Raw genomic sequence first — 20,998 nt, forward strand, 5'->3', positions numbered from 1 at the left:
GTCGTGTAGCACACAGGTTTCCAATTTTTCCAACGGGTCAGGTATGGCACGCAGAGGGAACATCGCTGCTCTTTAGTTTGTAGCTATTGGCCCTTGGCATATAAGGGCTGGAGGCCTATTTTTCATTCAACTAGGAGCCAGTTTTCTACCTTGAGCCCAGGCACGCGGCTGAACTCTGCATCACCACTGACCAAGGTTGCGCCAAGATCAAGTGCGTGGGCGGCGATCAGCGTGTCGTTGAAGCCGATGGGGGTGCTGGACTTTTCAAGTTGGCTGCGGATGTTGGCATAGTGGGTCACCGCTGTTTGCGTTAAAGCATGAACGGGGATGAACCGCAAGATCTGGTCGATTTTGTGGTTCAAGTCGGGTGACGAAACACGCCGAGCGCCAAACATGAGCTCGCATTCCACAATCACGCTGGTGGCCAATGCGCCAGGTTGCTGATCAAACAGGTTTCGGAGTCGTTGGCTCAGCGGGTCGTGGGGTCGTTTGATGACGCTGGAAATAATGTTGGTATCTAGCAACCAGAGAGGCGTGGGATGCGTCATGATCAAAGCACGATGTCGTCAAGGGGTAGCCAACCTTCATCCACATCTGGAAAGTCTTCGTCCATGGGTTCCCAGGAATCCAGAAGTTCGCGCAGGGACTGCTTGGGCACGGCTACGGGTGAGATCACCAGCGTGTCGCCAACCCGCCTTATTTCAGCCTCTTGGTGGGGCAGTTCCATTTCTCTGGGAATACGTAAGGCTTGGTTGGCACCATTGCGAAACAAGCGAACCCGGCGTGGTTGTGCATCATTTGGCGCGGCCGGTGTCACTACCGATAAAGGCGCAGCGTAATAGGCGGCACCTGGTTCAGAGACTTTAGGCATCATGCACTCTTATTGGGCAAGGGTTGCAGTCACACCTATGCCAAGGCCTATGTCATGCAACCGTCGTCGCTACCTTTGCCAATTCAGCCACCGGATGCCCCAAACTCTTTAACACATCGCGCACCATCTGCGCCCGGTCTTTGGCGTCTGGCAAAGCCCGCTCAATGCGCAGCTTTTCGTTACCTGCCAGCTTGATATGTTTGTTTTTCTGGATCAGGGCGATGATTTTCATCGCATCAATCGGCGGGTTTTTCTTGAAGGTGATGGTGATCATGCCGGGTGCGGCATCGACTTTGGTGACGCCGTACGGTTGGCTCAAGACACGCAAGCGGTGCACGTCGATCAAGGTTTGTGCCTGCGCGGGGAGTTTGCCAAAACGGTCAATGATCTCTTCCAGCAGGGCGTCGATCTGGTTGGCGGTCTTGGCGGTGGCCAGCTTTTTGTAAAACGATAGGCGCAGGTGCACGTCGCCGCAGAAGTCGTCGGGTAACAGCGCCGGCGCGTGCAGGTTGATGTCGGTGGCCACGTTCATCGGGTTCAACAAATCGGGCTCGATGCCGGCTTTGAGGCAGCGCACCGCCTCTGAAAGCATCTCGTTGTAAAGCTGAAAGCCCACTTCCAGCATGTTGCCGCTCTGGTTTTCGCCCAGCACTTCACCGGCACCACGAATCTCCAGATCGTGCATCGCCAAATAGAAACCACTGCCGAGTTCTTCCATGGCCTGAATGGCATCCAGCCGCAGGGTGGCTTGCTTGGTCAGGCCTTCTAGATCGGGCACCATCAAATAGGCGTAGGCCTGGTGGTGGCTGCGGCCCACACGGCCGCGCAACTGGTGCAACTGCGCCAAGCCAAATTTGTCGGCACGGCTCATGACGATGGTGTTGGCGGTGGGCACGTCAATGCCGGTCTCGATGATGGTGGAGCACACCAGCACATTGCTGCGCTGCGCCACAAAGTCGCGCATCACGGATTCCAACTGGCGCTCGGGCATCTGACCGTGCGCCACGGCAATGCGCGCTTCAGGCAGCAGCTCTTCAAGTTTGGCGCGGCGGTTCTCAATCGTTTCGACCTCGTTGTGCAAAAAGTACACCTGTCCGCCGCGCTTCAATTCACGCAACACCGCCTCACGGATCACGCCATTGCCCTCGGTGCGCACAAAAGTCTTGATCGCTAGGCGGCGCTGCGGCGCGGTGGCAATCACGCTCAGGTCACGCAGCCCCTCCAGCGCCATGCCCAGCGTACGCGGAATCGGCGTGGCGGTGAGCGTGAGCACATCCACTTCAGCGCGAAAGGCTTTCATCTGCTCTTTGTGACGCACGCCGAAGCGGTGCTCCTCGTCGATGATGAGCAGGCCCAAGTCTTTGAACTTGGTGGATTCGCTCAGCAGCTTGTGGGTCCCGACCACGATGTCAACGGTGCCATCTGCCACGCCTTTAAGCGCGGCGGTGATTTCTTTGCCGGAGCGGAATCGGCTCATCTCGGCCACTTTCACCGGCCATTTGGCAAAACGGTCCACCAGTGTCTGGTAATGCTGTTCGGCCAAGAGCGTGGTGGGCGCCAGAAACGCCACCTGCTTGCCGCCGGTAATGGCGACGAAGGCGGCGCGCAGGGCCACCTCGGTTTTGCCAAAACCCACGTCGCCGCAGATCAGCCGGTCCATCGGGCGTGGGCTGATCATGTCCTGCACCACCGCGTGAATGGCGGCTTTCTGGTCAGCGGTTTCCTCAAAACCAAAGTCGTTGGCAAAGGTCTCGTAGTCGCTCGGGCTGTAACGGAAGGCATGGCCCTCACGCGCAGCGCGGCGGGCGTAGATGTTGAGCAACTCGGCGGCGCTGTCGCGCACTTGTTCCGCGGCTTTGCGCTTAGCCTTGTCCCACTGGCCGCTACCGAGCTTGTGCAGCGGCGCCTCGTCGGGGCTCACGCCCGAGTAACGGCTGATCAACTGCAGTTGGCTCACTGGCACATATAGCACCGCCTTGTCTGCATATTCCAGATGAAGAAACTCTTGTATCTCTGCGTCGCCATTGGGTAATTTGTTACCCAGGTCAAGATTGATCAAGCCCTGATAGCGACCAATGCCATGTGCGTTGTGCACCACCGGGTCACCGACCTTGAGCTCGCTCAGGTCCTTGATCAGCGCTTCGACGTCGCTGACTTGCTCCTGCTTTTTGCGCTTGCGGGTGGCGTGGCTGGCGGCAAACAGCTCGGTTTCGGTGACAAAGTCGATGCTGGACTCGGGCCAGCTGAACCCTGTGGCCAGGCTGCTGGTGGCGATGCCAATCTTTTCGTCACTGGCCAGAAACTCGGCCAGCGAGTCGAACGTGGGTGGGTCAAACTGGCTGCTGCGCAAAAAGTCCAGCAAACTGGCGCGCCGACCATCGCTCTCGGCCAGCACCAGAATGCGCTGCTGGGTGTTGCGGATGTGGCTTTTCAGCCGGGCCAGTGGGTCTTCTGCGCCGCGCACAACGGTCATAGGCGCCAGCGCGCCGAATTCTGCGTAGGCCGACACGCCCACACTCCCGCCGTCTTCCGGGGGGAGAGGGGGCAATACCCTGGCGTGTTTGCGTTCCTCCGACGAGGTATTTGCATCTGGCTTTGTCGGCTCTTTCCCTACGAGAACGCCCGCATCTACAACGCCCGCATCTGGCCTCGTCCCCTCTCCCCCCGGGAGAGGGCTAGGGTGAGGGCCGGTCTGCGCCTGCGTTGGCCGCAACGCCAACTGCGCATGCTGATTGACCCGGGTGTAAAACTGCTCCGCGCTCAAAAACAGCGCATCCGGCGGCAGCACCGGGCGTTCCGGGTCACCTTGCACCAGCCGGTAACGCTCGCGGGTGTCTTGCCAGAAGTGCGCAAAGGCCGGTTCCAGGTCGCCATGCAGCACCACCGTGGCGCCATCACCCAGGTAATCAAACACGGTGGCTGTTTCCTCAAAAAACAGCGGCAGGTAGTACTCAATGCCGGCGGTGGCCACGCCGTGCCCCATGTCTTTGTAGATGCGGCTGCGGGTTGGGTCACCTTCCAGCAGCTCGCGCCAGCGGCTACGAAAGCGCGCCCGGGCATCGTCGTCCATCGGGAACTCGCGCCCCGGTAGCAGCCGCACTTCGGGCACCGGGAACAGGCTGCGCTGGCTGTCGGGGTCAAAGGTGCGGATGCTGTCAATCTCGTCGTCAAACAGGTCCACCCGGTACGGCATGGGGGAGCCCATTGGAAACAAGTCAATCAGGCCGCCACGCACCGCGTATTCACCCGGGCTGACCACCTGCGTGACATGGCTGTAGCCCGCCAGGGTGAGCTGTGCCTTGAGTTTGGATTCGTTGAGCTTTTGCTTGACCTTGAAATGAAAAGTGGTGCCTGCCAGAAAGCTCGGCGGGGCCAAGCGGTAGAGCGCGGTGGTGGCGGGCACCAGCACCACGTCGGCACCGGTGTCCTTGTCATGCTGGCTGATGCGCCACAGCGTGGCCAGTCGCTCGCTGATCAGATCCTGATGCGGCGAAAAGGTGTCAAAAGGCAGGGTTTCCCAGTCCGGAAACAGCACGCAGCGCAGTTCCGGCGCAAAAAAAGTCATCTCGTCAATCAGACGCTGGGCGTCAGGCGCGTCGGCTGTGATGATGGCGGTGACCTTGCCACTTTTTTTGTCACGCAGCGCGAGCTGGGCCAGCAGCAACGCGTCTGCCGAGCCCACCGGGCGGAGCAGTGTGTAACGTTTTCCGGGGGTGAGCTTAGGCAAATCCATAGGGGTTGGGGCAGGGTGAAAAAAAATGGGACGCAGCAAAAAGGCCAAAACCCTGCTCGGCTTGCGGCAGGGTGTGTTGGTACGATTCTAGAATGCAGCCCACACCATGACCGAACCGACCGATATCACCCCTCAACCCAGCGCCACGCCGCGTTGCTGGGCGCTCATACCCTGCGCTGGCACAGGCTCACGCGCGGGCGCAGCAGGCCCCAAGCAATACCAGCGGCTGCTTGGGCAACCCTTGGTGATGCACACCCTGGCGGCCTTTGCCGAGGTGCCACGCATCGACCAAACGCTGGTGGTGGTCTCGCCAGATGATCAATTCTTTCAAGCGCCAGAGTTTGAGAAAACATCTTTTTTAATAGCTACTTGTGGAGGTTCTACAAGGGCTGCAAGCGTTTTTAATGGTCTAAATGCGTTACTGGCTGAAGGTGCTGTCACACATGACTGGGTGCTGGTGCATGACGCGGCGCGCTGCCTGATAACGCCGCAGCAAATCAATCAGCTGTTGGATGCTTGCCTGATCGACGACGTAGGTGGTCTGCTAGCCCTGGCGCTGCCCGACACGTTGAAAGCGGCTGCAGCGGGCCGGGTGGCCGCCACTTTGCCGCGTGCTGATAAGTGGCTGGCGCAAACGCCGCAGATGTTTCGCATTGGCAGCCTGCTTGAAGCGCTGGAGCTCGCGGGTGACGCGGTTACTGACGAGTCCAGCGCGATCGAAGCCATGGGTCTGGCCCCCAAACTGGTGCCCGGCAGTGCGCAAAACTTCAAGGTCACCTATCCGGAAGATTTTGCACTGGCGCAGGCGGTGCTGCTGTCGCGCGGCGGGTCAATCTCCGGCTCAGCCAACTGATCCGGGCAAGTGATACACAAGGAACAAGACATGACGATCAGAATTGGCGAAGGCTGGGACGTTCACGCATTGGTGGCTGGGCGCAAGCTGATCCTGGGCGGGATCGAGATTGCTTTTGACAAAGGTCTGCTGGGCCATTCAGATGCCGATGCACTGCTGCACGCGATCACCGATGCACTGCTGGGCGCGGCGGCACTGGGCGACATTGGCACGCATTTTCCGGACACCGACGAACGGTTCAAAGGCGCGGATTCAAGCCTGCTGCTGGCCGAGGCGGCCAGGTGCGTACGAGAAAAAGGGTATGACATCGGCAACATCGACAGCACCATCATCGCCCAGGCGCCCAAGCTGATGCCGTTCATACCGGCCATGCGAACCCATATTGCGCAGACGCTGGGGTTGCTGGCCGACCAAGTCAACGTCAAAGCCAAGACCGCCGAGAAGATGGGCCCAGTCGGCTTGGGCCAGGCCATGCAAGCGCGGGCGGTGGTGCTGCTGGTTAAAAAAAGCAATGGCAGCGGCGCTTGATGGTTTAGCGGGTTGTTAGCTGAAAGAAGCTGACTGACCCGTGCGCCAATGCGCTACGCGGTATGGGGATACTTTTTTGCAACAATAATTTTCAGCAAGCCCCGGGGCAGGCGTGCTGATCGTCGGCGCAGGGGTGGCACAAGTTGGCACACCGTTTGAATTGAAGTGATCGGAAAAAAATGAATATCAAGCGCTGGATTGATGCTGTTGAAAAACTTTTCCTGGTCGTGATTGCCGGGTTCACTGTGATCGGTATGGGCCAGGAGATCATGCTGCTGGTCGAAAACCGGCGGGTGGCGCTGCAAGACTTGCTGCTGATGTTCATTTACGCCGAGGTTCTAGCCATGCTTGGCGCGTTTTATGCTCGCCAGCGCAACCTGCTGATCTTGCCCCTGTTCATTGCAATGACAGCGCTAAGCCGCCTGATCATTCTGCAAGGCAAGGACTCTGACCCGATTGTTCTGCTGTACGAATCCGCTGCAATTTTGCTGATAGCCGTGGCCTGCTGGGTCATTAGCCGGATGCGTGCCGAGGATTGATCTTTAAGGCAAATTGGCCTCTAACCCTTTAAATATAAGCGTCGGAAGCTCTGATTGGCATAGCGTGTGCAGCGGAATGTCGTGCTCGCGAGCCAGTGCCTCCAGCGCTTGACGTGTGTGCCCGGCTACGAAGTTGGCCACCGTCTGGTGGGTGTCAGCTTCCAGCATCATGTCCAGCCCACGCCACGCCAGACCCATGACGCTGCAAAGTGACTGGGCAAAGTGCGGCTCCAGTGCGGCCAAGGCAACGCGGCCGTCCAGACACGGATAGACCCGGTAACCGGCGTGGCCGCCGCCCAGCAGCGTGCCGGGCAGGGTGGCGCCCCAGTTGCGCGGCAGGGCCAGATGTGCGGCGGCATCTGCCAAAGCCACTTCCAGAAAACTGCCCTGGCCTGTCTGAGCCTTGAGCAACATGGCTTGCAACACCGCCTCACTGGCCATCAGCGCGCCACCCATGTCGGCATACAGCGTGGCGGGCAGGTCCAGCCCGGTGACCAGGTCGTTTTCGGCCACGTAGGTCAGGTCATGGCCGGGCAAGTCCGCCAGCACACCCGTTGACCCGAAGATGGCGACCATAGACAGCTTGGGGTAAAGAGGGTGCAGGGTGGCCCAGTCCAGGCCGAGTTTGCGCAAAGCACCCGGGCGAAAAGAGCTAAGCAGCACATCGGCCTGCGCCAGCTCAGTATGCAGTTCGGCCTGACCCGCCTCGGTTTTGAGGTTGATCGCTCGCACGTCGATGCCTTCATGCAGCAGCCGATAAGCACAGGGGCTGTAAAGGCTCATCGGGTCGCCGGTGATGCCGGATTCCACACTGGTGCCGCCAGAGGCCGGCGGTGCAGGGGGCTCCAGTTTGACGCAGTTGGCCCCCATGTGGTGCAGGCGCTGCAGGGCTGCAGGCCCCGGCAGGTTCAGGCTCAAGCTGAGGATTCGCACGCCTTTCAGGGGTAGTGGCTTGGGCTGGGGAGTTGCAGTTTGGGTCATGGCGGGGTGGAGTGAATCGGCCATTTTCACTCACTGGGTTTGTGCTGCCGGACGCGTGTGTGTCAGCGTGATGTCAACCCACAAAAGTGGGCGGCAAGTGGGCGTTTGAGAAGCATATATTGCCATGATGGGTATAGAAGCCGAGCCGGATGCGTTGAGGGGGGCGGGTAGAATTGGCGGGTTGCGGGGTTATCCCACCCTGCTTTTTTTTTGGGCCTCTTCCCCGCTTGCCTGTCAGTTTGATCCGCCGCCGAAGACGCCCGCTGCCTCAAGGATGTTCATGAAACGTGTTGACGACTTTCGTCTGAAGTTTGGCCAAAAAGAATACGTGCCGATCGTGGTTGGTGGGATGGGGGTTGATATCTCAACGGCTGAGCTGGCGCTAGAAACCGCGCGTCTGGGTGGCATTGGTCACATCTCCGATGCCATGGTCAACGACGTGTCTGACCGCCGCTTTGACACCAGTTTTGTCAGAGACAAAACCCGGCTGTACCGGCACAACATCTTCAACGCCGACAAGTCAGATGTGAAATTTGACCTGGACATTCTGGCCGAAGCCACCCGCCGCCACGTGGGCGCGACCATGGAGGCCAAAAAGGGTGATGGCCTGATTTTTGTCAACTGCATGGAAAAGCTGACCATGAACGGCCCGCGCGAAACGCTGCAGGTGCGCATGAATTCGGCGCTGGACGCCGGTATTGACGGCATCACCCTGAGTGCCGGCTTGCACTTGGGATCGTTTGGCTTGATTGCCGACCACCCGCGTTTTCGCGATGCCAAGCTGGGCATCATCGTCAGTAGCGTGCGCGCACTGCAACTCTTTTTGCGTAAAAACGCGCGCCTGCAGCGCAAGCCAGACTTTGTGGTAGTGGAGGGCCCGCTGGCTGGCGGCCACCTGGGTTTCGGGCTGGACTGGGCGCAGTTTGACCTGGCGACCATCCTTGCCGAAGTCATCAAATTCGTGAAAGACGAGCAGCTGAACATTCCGGTGATTGCTGCGGGCGGCATCTTTACCGGCAGCGACGCGGTGTCGTTTTTGGAGTCTGGCTCGGCCGGCGTACAGGTGGCGACACGCTTTACCGTGGCCACCGAGTGCGGCTTGCCTGCTGACGTTAAGCAAGACTATTACCGTGCCAACGAGGATGACATTGAGGTCAACACCATCTCGCCCACCGGTTACCCGATGCGTATGCTCAAAAGCTCACCGGCCATTGGTGACGGTATCCGGCCCAACTGCGAGTCCTATGGTTATTTGCTGGACGGCAACGGCAACTGCGCCTACATCACCTCATACAACCGCGAGCTGGCCCTGCACCCGGACGGCAAAAACATCAAGGTCATGGACAAAACCTGCCTGTGCACGCAGATGCGCAACTTCAAGCTGTGGACCTGCGGGCACTATACCTACCGCCTGAAAGACACCACCCGCAAAAACGCAGATGGCAGCTACCAGCTGCTCAGCGCCGAGCACATCTTCAATGACTACCTGCACAGCGTTGAACACCAGATTGCCTTGCCCGCGTAACATCAAAAAGCCGCATCAAAAAAGCCCTGAATCCAACGATCCAGGGCTTTTTTTTGCGACTGGCCGGGTTCAGAACTGAATGCCAGCCGGGTTGTTTGGGGTAACCCGCGTGCGTGGTGCGGCTGCCGCCGGTGCCACCTGGGGCGTTGCACTTGACTCGGGCGCCGCAGCTGGTGTGGTTGGGGTTTTCAGGGTGACCAGCGGACTGGGCTCAGCGTAACGGTAGCTGGCGGGCAGCTCGCTTTCTTCCGGGTAGCCCGCTGCGTTCAGGTACTGCGTCCACTCCTGCGATGAATAGCCCTTGATCTGCTGGCTGCCGATGGTCAGCAGCGGTAGCGAGCTGGTATCGGCCAGACGCTTGAGCGATTCGGCGTCGTCGTTGCTGGTGATGGTTTTCTCGGAATACGGAATGCCACGGCTGCGCAGCAGAGTGCGACCCTGATCGCAAGGCGCGCATTCTTTGCTGGTGAAAAGCGTCACCGGGTAACGGCTGACCACCTGGCGTAGGGCGTAGGGCAGGGCTGCGTTGGCGGCGCCAGTACCCGCGTCCGTGCCGTCGGCGCTCAGCGGTGTGACCCGGGCGGCGCTGGCAGGTGGTTTGTCAGAGAAGGTGATGCGCCCGTCAGGCCCGACGCTGCGGTACAGCGTCTGCGCCTGGACAGACGTGTGGGCGAGCGTAGCCAAAACGCAAAAACATAGCACATTACGCAAGCTATATAAGGGCTGGAGTGCATTTTTACCATGTAAACCGTGGTGCCGCTGATGCTTTGACATAAGACCTCCTCAACTTGGTTGAACCATCCCTTGATGCCGCAAAAGCGCGTCCAGCTTCGGCTCACGCCCACGAAACGCCTTGAAAGACTCAATGGCCGGGCGGCTGCCGCCAACTTCCAGAATCTCCTGGCGATAACGCCTGCCGGTTTCCAGGCTCGGCAAGCCATCGGTGCCAGCGGTTTCTTCAAAGGCCGCATAGGCATCGCTGCTCAGCACTTCGGCCCACTTGTAACTGTAATAGCCTGCCGCGTAGCCGCCAGCAAAAATATGGCTGAAGGTGTGCGCGGTGCGACTCCAGCTCGGTGGCTGCAGCACCGCCACCTCATTGCGCACCTGTTGCAGCAGCGGCATGATGTCGTGCTGCGGGTTATTCGCGCTGTGCAGCAACATGTCAAACAGTGAAAACTCGATCTGGCGCAGCGTTTGCATGCCGCCCTGGAAATTTTTGCCAGCCAGCATCTTGTCAAACAGCGCGCGCGGCAGGGGCAAGTCGGTGTCGACATGCGAGGTCATGTTTTTCAGCACATCCCATTCCCAACAAAAGTTTTCCATGAACTGGCTAGGCAACTCCACCGCATCCCACTCCACACCGCTGATGCCGGACACGTCGCGCTCGTTCACCTGCGTCAGCAAGTGCTGCAGGCCATGGCCAAACTCGTGGAACAGGGTGGTGACATCGTCATGCGTCAGCAGGGCAGGCCGCCCAGCTACGCCGCTGGCAAAGTTGCACACCAAGTGCGCCACCGGGGTTTGCAGGGTGTGGGTGTCGGGGCGCAGCCAGCGGGCGCGCACGTCATCCATCCAGGCGCCACCGCGTTTGCCGTTGCGCGCTGTGGGGTCGAGGTAAAACTGGCCAACCAGGGTGGCGGGTGTGTCACTAGCGCTGGTACTGGCGCGCTCGATGCGGTAAAAGCGCACGTCTTCGTGCCACACCGGGGCGTGGTCTTCACGGATCTGCACTTCAAACAGGGCTTCAACAATCTTGAACAACCCGGCCAACACCTTGGGCAGCGGAAAGTACTGTTTCACCTCCTGCTCGTTGAAGGCGTAGCGGGCTTCCTTGAGCTTTTCGCTCACATACGGCCAGTCCCACGCCTGCGGGTCGGTCAGGGCCAGCTGCTCGGCGGCAAAGCTGCGCAGGTCGGCCAGGTCCTTCTCGGCAAACGGCCGGGCGCGTGACGCAAGGTCGCGCAGAAAAGTGATCACCTGCTCGGGCGATTCCGCCATCTTGGGCATCACCGACAACGCTGCAAAACTGGCATGGCCGAGCAGCTGGGCTTCTTCCAGGCGCAGGGCCAGCAGCTCGTTGATCAGGGCCGAGTTGTCAAACTTCTGGCTCGACGCATCGGCCTGGTTGGAACAACGCGTGACATAGGCGCGGTACAGCTTTTCGCGCAGAGCACTGCTTTTGGCAAACTGCATGATGGGCAGGTAGCAGGGCATCTTTAGCGTCAGCTTGTAGCCTTCCTTGCCGTCCGACTGGGCTGCCGCTTGCGCGGTCTGCTGGATGTCGTGCGGCACGCCATCCAACTCGTCAAGCGTGGCGTAGTAGGCAAAGGCATCGGTGGCGTCCAGCGCGTTTTCGCTGAATTTTTGGCTGGCAGCAGCCTGTAGTTCCTGGATGGCGGCAAACCGTTCGCGGGCTACACCTTGCAGGTCGGCGCCACCCAGCACAAAGTTGCGCAAGGCGTTTTTGTGCGCCTGGCGCTGCTCGGGTGAAAGCGTTTCCGGGTCAATCGCCTTGTATTTGGCAAACAAGCGCTCATCAGCACCCAGGCGGGTGTAAAACTCGGTGATTTTGGGCAGCGCAGCGTTGAACGCAGCGCGCAGTTCTGGTGTGTCCATCACGCTGTTGAGGTGGCTCACGCTGCCCCAGGCGCGCGACAGCTGCTCGGTGGCCACATCCAGCACGCTGGCCATGGCTTCCCAGCGGGCTTCAAAGGCGGGGGCGGTGACGGTTTCCAGCGCCTGGTTGGCCTGGTTCAGCAGCTGCTCCAAGGCGGGTGCCACATGCTCCGGGTGGATCTGATCAAAAAGGGGGGTGTCGTCGAAAGAGAGCAGGGGATTGTTCATGGGTGTTAGCTGGCGGCGCGTTCTGCCGATTCAAGGGTGTTGACGAGCAACATGGTAATGGTCATGGGGCCAACCCCACCCGGCACCGGGGTGATGTAGCCAGCCACCTGGCGCACGCCTTCAAAGTCGACATCGCCACAGAGCTTGCCCTCATCGTTGCGGTTCATGCCCACGTCCAGCACCACTGCGCCAGGTTTGACCATGTCCGCGGTGAGCACGTTGCGCTTGCCCACGGCGGCCACAATCACGTCGGCCTGCAGGGTGATGGCTTTCAGGTTGGCAGTGGCGCTGTGGCAGATGGTGACCGTGGCGCTTTTTTGCAGCAGCATTAGCGCCATGGGTTTGCCGACGATGTTGGAGCGGCCAATCACCACCGCGTGTTTGCCGCGCAGGTCGTAGTGGACGGATTCGAGCATCTTCATGCAGCCATACGGTGTGCAAGGCCAGAAACCGGGCATGCCAGTCATCAGAGCCCCAGCGCTGGCCACATGAAAACCGTCCACATCTTTGGCGGGAGAAATGGCTTCAATCACCTTGGTGGCGTCGATGTGTTTGGGCACGGGCAGCTGCACCAGAATGCCGTGAATGGCTGGGTCGGCGTTGAGCCTGGCAATGTGCGCCAGAAGGTCGGCCTCAGACAAATCGGCGTCGTATTTCTCCAGCACCGAGTGAAAGCCACAGTCTTCGCAACCCTTGACCTTATTGCGCACATACACCTGGCTGGCCGGGTTTTCGCCCACCAGAATCACCGCCAGGCCGGGCGTGATGCCACGGGCTTTGAGGGCACGGGCGCGCTCGGTCACGTGCAGGCGCAGTTGTTTGGACAAAGCCACGCCATCAATGATCTGGGCGCTGGGTAGGGAGGTAGTCATCTGAAGTCCATCAATAAAAAAGCCCGCTAATCCAGTTGGGGCGGGCGTCGCTAGCTATCTTAAAAATAGCGTCTGAGAGAAAGGCTGGTGATCAGGCTTTGACGGCATTGGGTCCGAGGGCCACTTTCAGCAGGTCAGCCACGGTGTTGGCATTGAGCTTTTCCATGATGTTGGCGCGGTGCGCCTCCACCGTTTTGATGCTGATGCCTAAGTCGTCGGCAATCTGCTTGTTCAGGCGACCCGCCACAATGCGCTCCAGCACCTGCGACTCGCGCAGGGTCAGGCGCGCCATCAGGGCATTACGTGCGGCCGAGCTTTGGTGTTCGGAAAATGACTCCTTGGCCTGCGCCAACATGTGCTCCACCAACGGCACCAGTTGTTCTTCTTGAAACGGTTTCTGGATGAAATCCATGGCACCTTTTTTCATCGTGTCCACCGCCATCGGCACATCACCATGGCCGGTGATGAAAGCCAATGGTAGCGGCGAGTGCGCTTCGAGCAGGCGGCTTTGCAGTTCCAGCCCGGTCATGCCTGGCATACGGATGTCGATGATCAAGCAGGCTACTTCGCGCGCGTCGTAGCGGTTCAGAAAGGATTCTGCCGAGTCAAAGCATCGCACCCGGTAGTCTTTGCCTTCGAGCATCCACTGCAGCGAATCACGCACCGCTTCGTCGTCGTCAACGACATAGACAGTGCCTTTTTTGGGGATGAGACTCATGGGGGTACCTGAAAGACGGGTTGTTTTGGGCGCTGGGCAGGCGGTGCTGAAAGTGGGTCTGGGTTGGGTATCCAGAAGGTGAAGCAGCAGCCGATAGAAGTACTGCCATTGTAGATGTTCTCAGCTTTCATTCTGCCCAGATGCGACTCCACAATTGAGCGGCACAGGCTTAGGCCAATGCCCATGCCGTCGGTTTTGGTGGAGTAAAAAGCCTCATAGACCTTATCCATGACCTCCGGTGCAATGCCGTCGCCGGAGTCCGTGACCCTGAATTCGATCACCGGCTTGTCCTCGACCAGCGCCGGTGCCACCCGCAGCTTGATCAGCCGCAGAGCGGTTGGTTTTTGGGCAATATCTATCGACTCTGCAGCGTTTTTTAGCAGGTTGAGCAGCACCTGTTCGATCAGGATAGGGTCCACCATGACATTGGGCAGATTTGGGGCCACGTATTGGGTCAGCTTGACGTTGCGCCGACGCAGCTCGATCTCTGCCAGCTCCAGCGCCTCGGCCACCATGGTGGCCACGCTGGCGATGGTGCGATTGGGCTCACTGCGCTTCACAAACGAGCGGATGCGTTGGATGATCTGGCCGGCACGGTGCGCCTGGCGACCGGTTTTCTCCAGCGCACCAAGCAATTCGTCTTGTGTGATGTTGTCGCCCTTGATGCGCGACACCATGCCGTTGCAGTAATTGTTGATGGCAGTGAGCGGCTGGTTGAGCTCATGGGCCACGCTGGAGGCCATCTCACCCATGGTGATGAGGCGGCTTGACGCCTGCGCGCGCTGGGCCTGAACCTCGGCCTGCTCTTCGGCTAGGCGGCGCACGGTAATGTCGGTGGCAATCACCATCTGCGCCAGGCGGCCATCCACCCAGCCCATGTAGCGGGTGCGCACCTCCAGCCAGCGTCCCAGGCTACCAAGGTAGATTTCGGCGCTCTCCGCTTCCTTTTCCGAAAGATGGTCGGTCGGCAAACCGGCAAACACATCCACTGTGTCCTGCGTCTCATCACTGTGCGCCAGCGCAGGCACGCCGGCTTCTGCTACCAGCTGCAAGTGGCCTTGGGCCTCGGCGCCAAACCACAGGCGGTACAACTTGTTGGCAAACAGCAGCTCATTACTCCCCAAGGGCGCTACAGAAATGGAAGCGTCCAGCGCTTCCAGCACGGCAGTAAAGCGCTCATGAGAGGCGGCAAGCTGCTCGCGCACACGGGTGGGCTCGGTGATGTCGGTCATCGAGGTCATCCAGCCGGTTTGCTGACCAAACGCGTCAATCAGCGGTGAGACGTAAAGCCGTGCCTCAAGAAGCTCACCGCTTTTGCGCTGCACCCGAAACTGCAGGCCACTGGGCGCGATCTGCCCCGACAGCTCTTCCTTCAGGCGGCCCCGCAGCATGTCGTGGTCTTCCTTGGGCCAGTAAGGAAAGGGTGCCGTCTGGCCCACCAACTCACCTTCGGCCCAACCGGTCATCTGGCAAAACGCGTTATTGACGTAGGTGATCTGGCCCTGCATGTCCAGCGCGCGCATGCCGGTGAGCATGGAATTTTCCATGGCGCGACGAAAGGCGGTTTCCTGCACCAGCGCGTCTTGCGCCTGGATACGCCTGCGGGTGTGGCGCCAGTTGGCCACCAAAAGCCAGGCGGTGGCCGCGCTCAAAATCATCACCAGCCAGAACAGGCCGCTGCCAATCACCCCGACCGAGGTGCGGTAAGCCTGCCCCCGAAGCGACAAACCATTGCCTACCGGGGATAACGGCACCTGGTAGGCGTTCACCGGGTTGGCCCACGGCAGGATCCTGCGCTTGAGGGTTTTTTCGAGCAGGCTGGTGCCCGCTAGCAGCTGGCTCTGACCGTCCAGAAAAGAGATGGCGTATTTGGAGGTGACCTCGTCGGGCACGCCGTAGCGAAACATCGCATCTACCGAGTAGGTCACCAACAGGTCGCCCTTGAAGTGGGTTTTGTCAATCAAGGGCAAGTGCAGTTGCACCAGACTGGGGCCGCGCGGGTCTTTGAGCGGGCTGGAGTAGATGGGCAGCAGCACGTCGCGCACCAGCTGAAAATTGTTACTGGTTTCTTCGGCTTCGCGGCGGATCAGCGCATCTTTGCTGGAGGCCCCGATCAGCGCACCGTTGGGGTCATAGTTGGCCCGGGTCTGGTACTTGTCGTCGATCCAGCGCAGGCTTTGGACTTCCGCAAACAGGTTGGCAAAAGCCTCGGCACGCACCAGAAAGTCGTCTGTCGAGAGCTCACGCGCAGCCAGCTCGCGGGCAAAGCGCATGAGCTGTTCCTGCTGCTCCAGCAGGCGCAGGCGCAGGCGCTGCTGGGTGTACTCCACATCGCGCTGGATGGCCTCGCGCTCGCGGGCGATTTCTTCAAACCGCAGGTAAGCAAAGGCCGACAGAATCACCAACAAAAACAGCATCACGGCAGCCAAAGGTGTCAGCATCGCAAAGCGGTCTTGCCGCTGGCCTGTTTGCGCTTTCCACCAGAACCGCAGGCGGGCAACAGGGGCGAGCCTCGGGCGGTTTTTAGCGTCCAGATAAGGGGGCAAAGGCATGGCCGCAAGTGTAGGGGGTTTGGCAAAACATGCAGATAACACAATTCCATATTGTGAATATAGAAAACGCAATTTGAAATTGCAAAAAAAACTCTCCTAGAATCCGCTCGCGACAAAAAATGGCCAAAACCACTAACATTCCTAAGGCCACCTAACAGGAGACACGTATGCCAGCAGCACCCGACACCCCTACCGCCGTCGACGCGGACAGCCAGGAAACGCGTGAATGGATGGACGCCCTGAGCGCCGTCATTGAAACGCAAGGCCCCGAGCGCGCGCACTTCCTATTAGAGCAATTGCTGGAGCACGCCCGGCAAAATAGCCTGGACATGCCTTTTTCGGCCAACACTGGCTATGTCAACACCCTGGAGCCAGATCAGGAAGAACGCTGCCCTGGCAACATCGAGATTGAAGAGCGCCTGCGCTCCTACATGCGCTGGAATGCTATGGCGATGGTGGTCAAAGCGAATCGCCATCACCCTGAAGATGGTGGGGATTTGGGCGGGCATATTGGCTCGTTTGCCTCGCTGGCGCACCTGTTTGGCGCCGGGTTTAACCACTTTTGGCACGCTGAGAGTGAAAACCATGGCGGCGACTGCATCTATATACAAGGCCACGTGTCGCCTGGCGTGTATGCCCGCGCTTTTCTTGAAGGTCGCCTGACCGAAGAGCAGTTGCTGCACTTCCGCCAGGAAACCGGTGGCAAAGGCTTGTCGAGTTACCCGCATCCCAAGCTGATGCCCAACTTCTGGCAGTTTCCCACGGTGAGCATGGGCTTAGGGCCACTGATGGCGATCTACCAGGCGCGGTTTCTCAAATACCTGCACGCGCGCGGCATTGCCAATACTGAAAACCGCAAGGTCTGGGTCTTCTGCGGCGACGGCGAAATGGACGAGATCGAAAGCATGGGCGCCATCGGTTTAGCGTCGCGTGAAAAGCTCGACAACCTGATATTCGTTATCAACTGCAACCTGCAGCGCCTAGACGGCCCGGTGCGTGGCAACGGCAAGATCATTCAGGAACTTGAAGGGGAATTCCGCGGCGCGGGCTGGCACGTGATCAAGGTCATCTGGGGTAGTAATTGGGATGCGCTGCTGGCACGCGACAAGGATGGCGCCTTGCGCAAGGTGATGATGGACACGCTCGACGGTGACTACCAAGCTTTCAAGGCCAACGATGGCGCGTTTGTGCGCAAGAACTTCTTTGGCCGGGACCCGCGCACCGCCGCCATGGTGGAGAAGATGAGCGACGATGAAATCTGGAACCTGCGCCGCGGTGGTCACGACCCGAAAAAAGTGTATGCCGCTTACCATGCGGCAGTGAACCACAAGGGCCAACCCACCGTGTTGCTGATCAAGACGGTGAAAGGTTTTGGTATGGGCAAAAGTGGCGAGGGCAAAAACAACGTGCACCAGACCAAGAAGCTGACTGACGACGACATCAGAATCTTCCGTGATCGTTTCAACATCCCGATTCCTGACAGCCAACTGGCCGAGCTGCCGTTTTACAAACCCGCCGATGACACGCCGGAGATGCAGTACCTGCACGCCCGCCGTCAAGCGCTCGGTGGTTACCTGCCGCACCGCCGCACGCACGCCGATGAGTCGTTCACCGTACCGTCCATCGAGACCTTCAAGGCGGTAATGGAACCCACCGCCGAGGGTCGTGAAATTTCAACCACACAAGCCTTTGTGCGCTTCCTCACCCAGTTGTTGCGTGACCAGGCACTGGGGCCGCGTGTGGTGCCGATCGTGGTGGACGAAGCCCGCACCTTTGGTATGGAGGGGCTGTTCCGCCAGATCGGCATTTACAACCCGGCTGGCCAGCAATACATCCCGGTCGATAAAGACCAGGTGATGTATTACAAGGAAGACGTTAAAGGACAGGTCCTGCAGGAAGGTATTTGCGAGGCTGGCGGCATGGCCAGTTGGATGGCAGCGGCCACCAGCTACAGCACCAGCAACCGCATCATGGTGCCGTTTTACGTGTACTACTCGATGTTTGGCTTTCAGCGCGTGGGCGACCTGGCCTGGGCCGCTGGCGACATGCAGGCGCGCGGCTTCCTGCTCGGTGGCACCAGTGGGCGCACCACGCTCAACGGTGAAGGCTTGCAGCACGAAGACGGCCACAGCCACATCTTGGCGAGCACCATTCCCAACTGCATTTCATACGATCCGACCTTTGCGCACGAAGTGGGCATCATCTTGCACCACGGCTTAAAGCGCATGGTGGAGAAGCAGGACAACGTCTACTACTACCTGACCCTGCTCAACGCAAACTACGCCATGCCGGGCCTGACGCCGGGCACCGAAGACCAGATCATCAAGGGTATGTACTTGTGTAAGCCCGGCGCGCAAGGTGTTGACACCCCGCGTGTGCAACTGCTGGGCTCGGGCAGCATCCTGCGTGAGAGTTTTGAGGCGCAAAAGCTGCTGGCGAACGAATGGGGTGTGACGGCGGATGTGTGGAGTTGCCCCAGCTTCAACGAGCTGGCGCGCGATGGCATGGCTGCCGAACGCCTGAACCTGCTGCACCCCACCGATGCCCCAGTGGTGCCGTTTGTGACACAGCAACTTAGCGTCCACAGCGGCCCGGTGGTCGCCTCCACCGACTACATGAAGGCTTTTGCCGAGCAGATTCGCGCCTACATCCCAGCTGGCCGGAGTTACAAGGTGCTGGGCACCGACGGTTTTGGCCGCAGCGATTTCCGCAGCAAGCTGCGCGAACACTTCGAGATCAGCCGCTACTACATCGTTGTAGCGGCGCTCAAGGCGCTCAGTGAAGACGGCACCCTGCCAGTGGCCAAAGTGGCACAGGCCATTGCCAAGTACGGCATCGATGTTGACAAGGTCAACCCCCTGTACGCCTAGTAAAAGCTTTGTGGGTCAGACCACTTTGCGAATCAAATGTGCTCTGACCCCAACTGATTAAAGAGAACAACATGGCAATGATTGAAATTAAAGTGCCCGACATCGGCGACTTCGACGAGGTGACGGTGATCGAGCTGCTGGTCAAGCCGGGCGACACGGTGCGCGTCGACCAGTCCCTGCTGACTGTCGAGTCTGACAAAGCCTCAATGGAAATACCCTCCAGCCACGCCGGTGTAGTCGATGAGTTGAAAGTCGCGTTGGGCGACAAAGTGAAGCAGGGGTCGCTGGTGCTGATGCTGGAGGCTGCGGCTGAAGGTGAGGTCGTTGCGCCGTCTACGGCTCCCGAGGCGGCAAACCCTCAAGTTGATGCAATAAATCAGGCTCAAGCCCTCGTGGAATATGCCCCTGAAGCTTCTGATTCAGTAGCGCCAGCGGCGGATCCCGTTGAGGTCCGCGTGCCCGACATTGGCGACTTCAAAGACGTGACGGTGATAGAGGTCATGGTCAAGGTCGGCGACAGCATCAAACTGGAGCAAAGCCTGATCACCGTGGAGTCTGACAAAGCCTCGATGGAAATCCCCTCGGATGCGGCCGGTGTGGTGCAGGACCTCAAGGTCAAGCTCGGTGATGTGGTCAATGTCGGCGACCTGCTGCTGGTCTTGCAAGGTGTGGCACAAGCGGTTGCGCCAGCGCCGGCCACGGCATCAGCCGATGCAGTAGCGGCTGCGGACGCGGTGGCAGCGCCCCACATTGCGGCTGCGGCAAACACTGCCTCAGATAGTGCTACGTCAAATCACGCTCCAGCCCTTTCAAACGTTGCGCGAGCAGCTATAAGTAATGCAGCAGATCAGACAGTCACCTCGGTATCAGCCCAGACTGCTGCGCCAGTAGCAGCAGCGGAACCCGCCGCCGCGTTAACTGTTCCCGCTCATAACCCGACCACCGCACCGCTGGGCCTGCCGCACGCGTCGCCGTCGGTGCGCAAGTTCGCCCGCGAACTGGGCGTGCCGCTGAGTGAGGTCAAAGGCACTGGGCTGAAAGGCCGCATCATCGATGCTGACGTGCAAGCCTTCACCCGTTCGGTGATGAGCGCCACCGTGCAAACCAGCGCCATCGCGACCAGCGAGGCGGCCAAGGTGGCGCAGGCGGGGGGCGGTGCCAAGTCACAAGTGGGTGCCAGCGACGGCGCTGGCCTGGGCCTGATCGCGTGGCCGGTGGTGGATTTTGCCAAGTTCGGACCCGTAAAGCGCAAGGAGATGAGCCGCATCAAGAAAATCACCGGAGCCAACTTGCTGCGCAACGCCGTCATGATTCCAGCGGTCACCAACCACGACGATGCCGACATCACCGATCTGGAAGCCTTTCGCGTTGCGACCAACCTGGTAACCGAGAAGGCGGGCAAAAATGGGGACCAGGCGAGCGTTAAGGTCACCATGCTGGCGTTTCTGGTCAAGGCCTGCGTAGCCGCGCTGAAGAAATTCCCCGACTTCAACAGCAGCCTGGACGCTGAAAGTGACAATTCGGCGCTGATCTACAAGCAGTACTTCCACATCGGTTTCGCTGCCGACACGCCCAACGGCCTGATGGTGCCGGTGATCAAAGACGCCGACAAAAAAGGCATCTTCCAGATCAGCGCCGAGATGAGCGAACTGGCCAAAAAGGCGCGGGACGGCAAGCTCAGCCCGGCTGAGATGTCTGGCGCCTGCTTCACCATCAGCAGCCTGGGCGGCATTGGCGGGCGCTATTTCACACCCATCATCAACGCGCCCGAAGTGGCGATTTTGGGCGTCTGCCGCTCCACCATTGAGCCAGTGTGGGACGGCAAGACTTTCCAGCCGCGCCTGATGCTGCCCTTGAGCTTGACCTGGGACCACCGCGTGATTGACGGCGCCGCTGGCGCACGCTTCAACGTCTATCTGGGCCATATCCTGGGTGATTTCCGAAGGGTGTTGCTCTAACCTCCACACCAGAGTCCCCACCGTGATCGATGCACGCCCATGACAGCGATTAGCAGCGTGTGTTGCGTATCTGACGCAGCGTGGACTTGGGGTTTTGCCAAATCAAGGAGGAGGCTTAGGCACAGCCTAAGCCAGGGGACATTCGCGGAGT

Annotated in this window: 15 protein-coding genes; 6 read left to right on the forward strand and 9 right to left on the reverse strand. The window is 59.6% G+C overall.

What is annotated here, in order from left to right; translation table 11 throughout:
* Positions 1-122: 122 nt before the first annotated feature.
* Genes BLL52_RS14750 through mfd form a run of 3 tightly spaced genes read right to left on the reverse strand, consistent with a single transcriptional unit; the run spans position 123 to position 4,604 of the window.
* Positions 123-548 carry a type II toxin-antitoxin system VapC family toxin gene (locus tag BLL52_RS14750; protein WP_075587431.1) on the reverse strand — a complete coding sequence of 142 codons (426 nt, stop codon included), beginning with the start codon at positions 546-548 and terminating at the stop codon, positions 123-125.
* Between the two features lie 2 nt (positions 549-550).
* Complete coding sequence (locus tag BLL52_RS14755; RefSeq protein ID WP_083633994.1) at positions 551-871, reverse strand: antitoxin; 321 nt, start codon at positions 869-871, stop codon at positions 551-553.
* A 52-nt stretch (positions 872-923) separates the two neighbouring features.
* Positions 924-4,604 (reverse strand): transcription-repair coupling factor, encoded by a 3,681-nt coding sequence (mfd, locus tag BLL52_RS14760; RefSeq protein ID WP_075587432.1) that lies wholly within the window; start codon positions 4,602-4,604, stop codon positions 924-926.
* 106 nt (positions 4,605-4,710) lie between these two features.
* On the opposite strand from mfd, the gene ispD reads away from it, so the two are divergent.
* The 3 genes from ispD to BLL52_RS14775 all read left to right on the forward strand — a co-directional run bounded on the left by ispD (position 4,711) and on the right by BLL52_RS14775 (position 6,524).
* On the forward strand, positions 4,711-5,457 hold the full coding sequence (gene ispD, locus BLL52_RS14765) for a 2-C-methyl-D-erythritol 4-phosphate cytidylyltransferase (protein WP_075587433.1): 747 nt from the start codon (positions 4,711-4,713) through the stop codon (positions 5,455-5,457).
* 30 nt (positions 5,458-5,487) lie between these two features.
* Positions 5,488-5,985, forward strand: coding sequence for a 2-C-methyl-D-erythritol 2,4-cyclodiphosphate synthase (gene ispF, locus BLL52_RS14770; protein WP_075587434.1), 498 nt, complete (start codon positions 5,488-5,490; stop codon positions 5,983-5,985).
* Between the two features lie 179 nt (positions 5,986-6,164).
* On the forward strand, positions 6,165-6,524 hold the full coding sequence (locus BLL52_RS14775; protein WP_075587435.1) for a phosphate-starvation-inducible protein PsiE: 360 nt from the start codon (positions 6,165-6,167) through the stop codon (positions 6,522-6,524).
* Positions 6,525-6,527: 3 nt separating this feature from the next.
* On the opposite strand, the gene BLL52_RS14780 is transcribed toward BLL52_RS14775, so the two are convergent.
* The gene (locus BLL52_RS14780) at positions 6,528-7,529 is read right to left on the reverse strand and encodes a CoA transferase (protein ID WP_420852629.1); all 1,002 of its coding nucleotides are present in this window, start codon (positions 7,527-7,529) and stop codon (positions 6,528-6,530) included.
* A 256-nt stretch (positions 7,530-7,785) separates the two neighbouring features.
* On the opposite strand from BLL52_RS14780, the gene BLL52_RS14785 reads away from it, so the two are divergent.
* Entirely contained in the window at positions 7,786-9,030 is a 1,245-nt protein-coding gene (locus BLL52_RS14785) for a nitronate monooxygenase (RefSeq protein ID WP_075587479.1), read from the forward strand.
* Between the two features lie 69 nt (positions 9,031-9,099).
* On the opposite strand, the gene BLL52_RS14790 is transcribed toward BLL52_RS14785, so the two are convergent.
* The 5 genes from BLL52_RS14790 to BLL52_RS14810 all read right to left on the reverse strand — a co-directional run bounded on the left by BLL52_RS14790 (position 9,100) and on the right by BLL52_RS14810 (position 16,019).
* A complete protein-coding gene (locus BLL52_RS14790; RefSeq protein WP_241839194.1) occupies positions 9,100-9,714 on the reverse strand; it encodes a DUF4124 domain-containing protein in 615 nt (204 codons plus the stop codon).
* A gap of 99 nt (positions 9,715-9,813) precedes the next feature.
* On the reverse strand, positions 9,814-11,877 hold the full coding sequence (locus BLL52_RS14795) for a M3 family metallopeptidase (protein WP_075587438.1): 2,064 nt from the start codon (positions 11,875-11,877) through the stop codon (positions 9,814-9,816).
* Positions 11,878-11,882: 5 nt separating this feature from the next.
* Positions 11,883-12,749 (reverse strand): bifunctional methylenetetrahydrofolate dehydrogenase/methenyltetrahydrofolate cyclohydrolase FolD, encoded by an 867-nt coding sequence (folD, locus tag BLL52_RS14800; RefSeq protein WP_075587439.1) that lies wholly within the window; start codon positions 12,747-12,749, stop codon positions 11,883-11,885.
* Positions 12,750-12,840: 91 nt separating this feature from the next.
* On the reverse strand, positions 12,841-13,467 hold the full coding sequence (locus BLL52_RS14805; RefSeq protein WP_075587440.1) for a response regulator transcription factor: 627 nt from the start codon (positions 13,465-13,467) through the stop codon (positions 12,841-12,843).
* Positions 13,464-16,019: a PAS domain S-box protein gene (locus BLL52_RS14810; RefSeq protein ID WP_075587441.1), complete on the reverse strand. Its 2,556-nt coding sequence runs from the start codon at positions 16,017-16,019 to the stop codon at positions 13,464-13,466. Before BLL52_RS14810 ends, BLL52_RS14805 begins: the two co-directional genes overlap by 4 nt.
* Before the next feature lie 167 nt (positions 16,020-16,186).
* Between BLL52_RS14810 and aceE the strand changes: the two genes are divergently transcribed.
* Both aceE and BLL52_RS14820 read left to right on the forward strand, forming a co-directional pair.
* The gene (gene aceE, locus BLL52_RS14815) at positions 16,187-18,889 is read left to right on the forward strand and encodes a pyruvate dehydrogenase (acetyl-transferring), homodimeric type (protein WP_075587442.1); all 2,703 of its coding nucleotides are present in this window, start codon (positions 16,187-16,189) and stop codon (positions 18,887-18,889) included.
* A gap of 71 nt (positions 18,890-18,960) precedes the next feature.
* A complete protein-coding gene (locus BLL52_RS14820; protein ID WP_075587443.1) occupies positions 18,961-20,847 on the forward strand; it encodes a dihydrolipoyllysine-residue acetyltransferase in 1,887 nt (628 codons plus the stop codon).
* Positions 20,848-20,998: the final 151 nt, after the last annotated feature.

It is taken from the genome of Rhodoferax antarcticus ANT.BR (genome assembly GCF_001938565.1).
Lineage (GTDB): Bacteria > Pseudomonadota > Gammaproteobacteria > Burkholderiales > Burkholderiaceae_C > Rhodoferax > Rhodoferax antarcticus.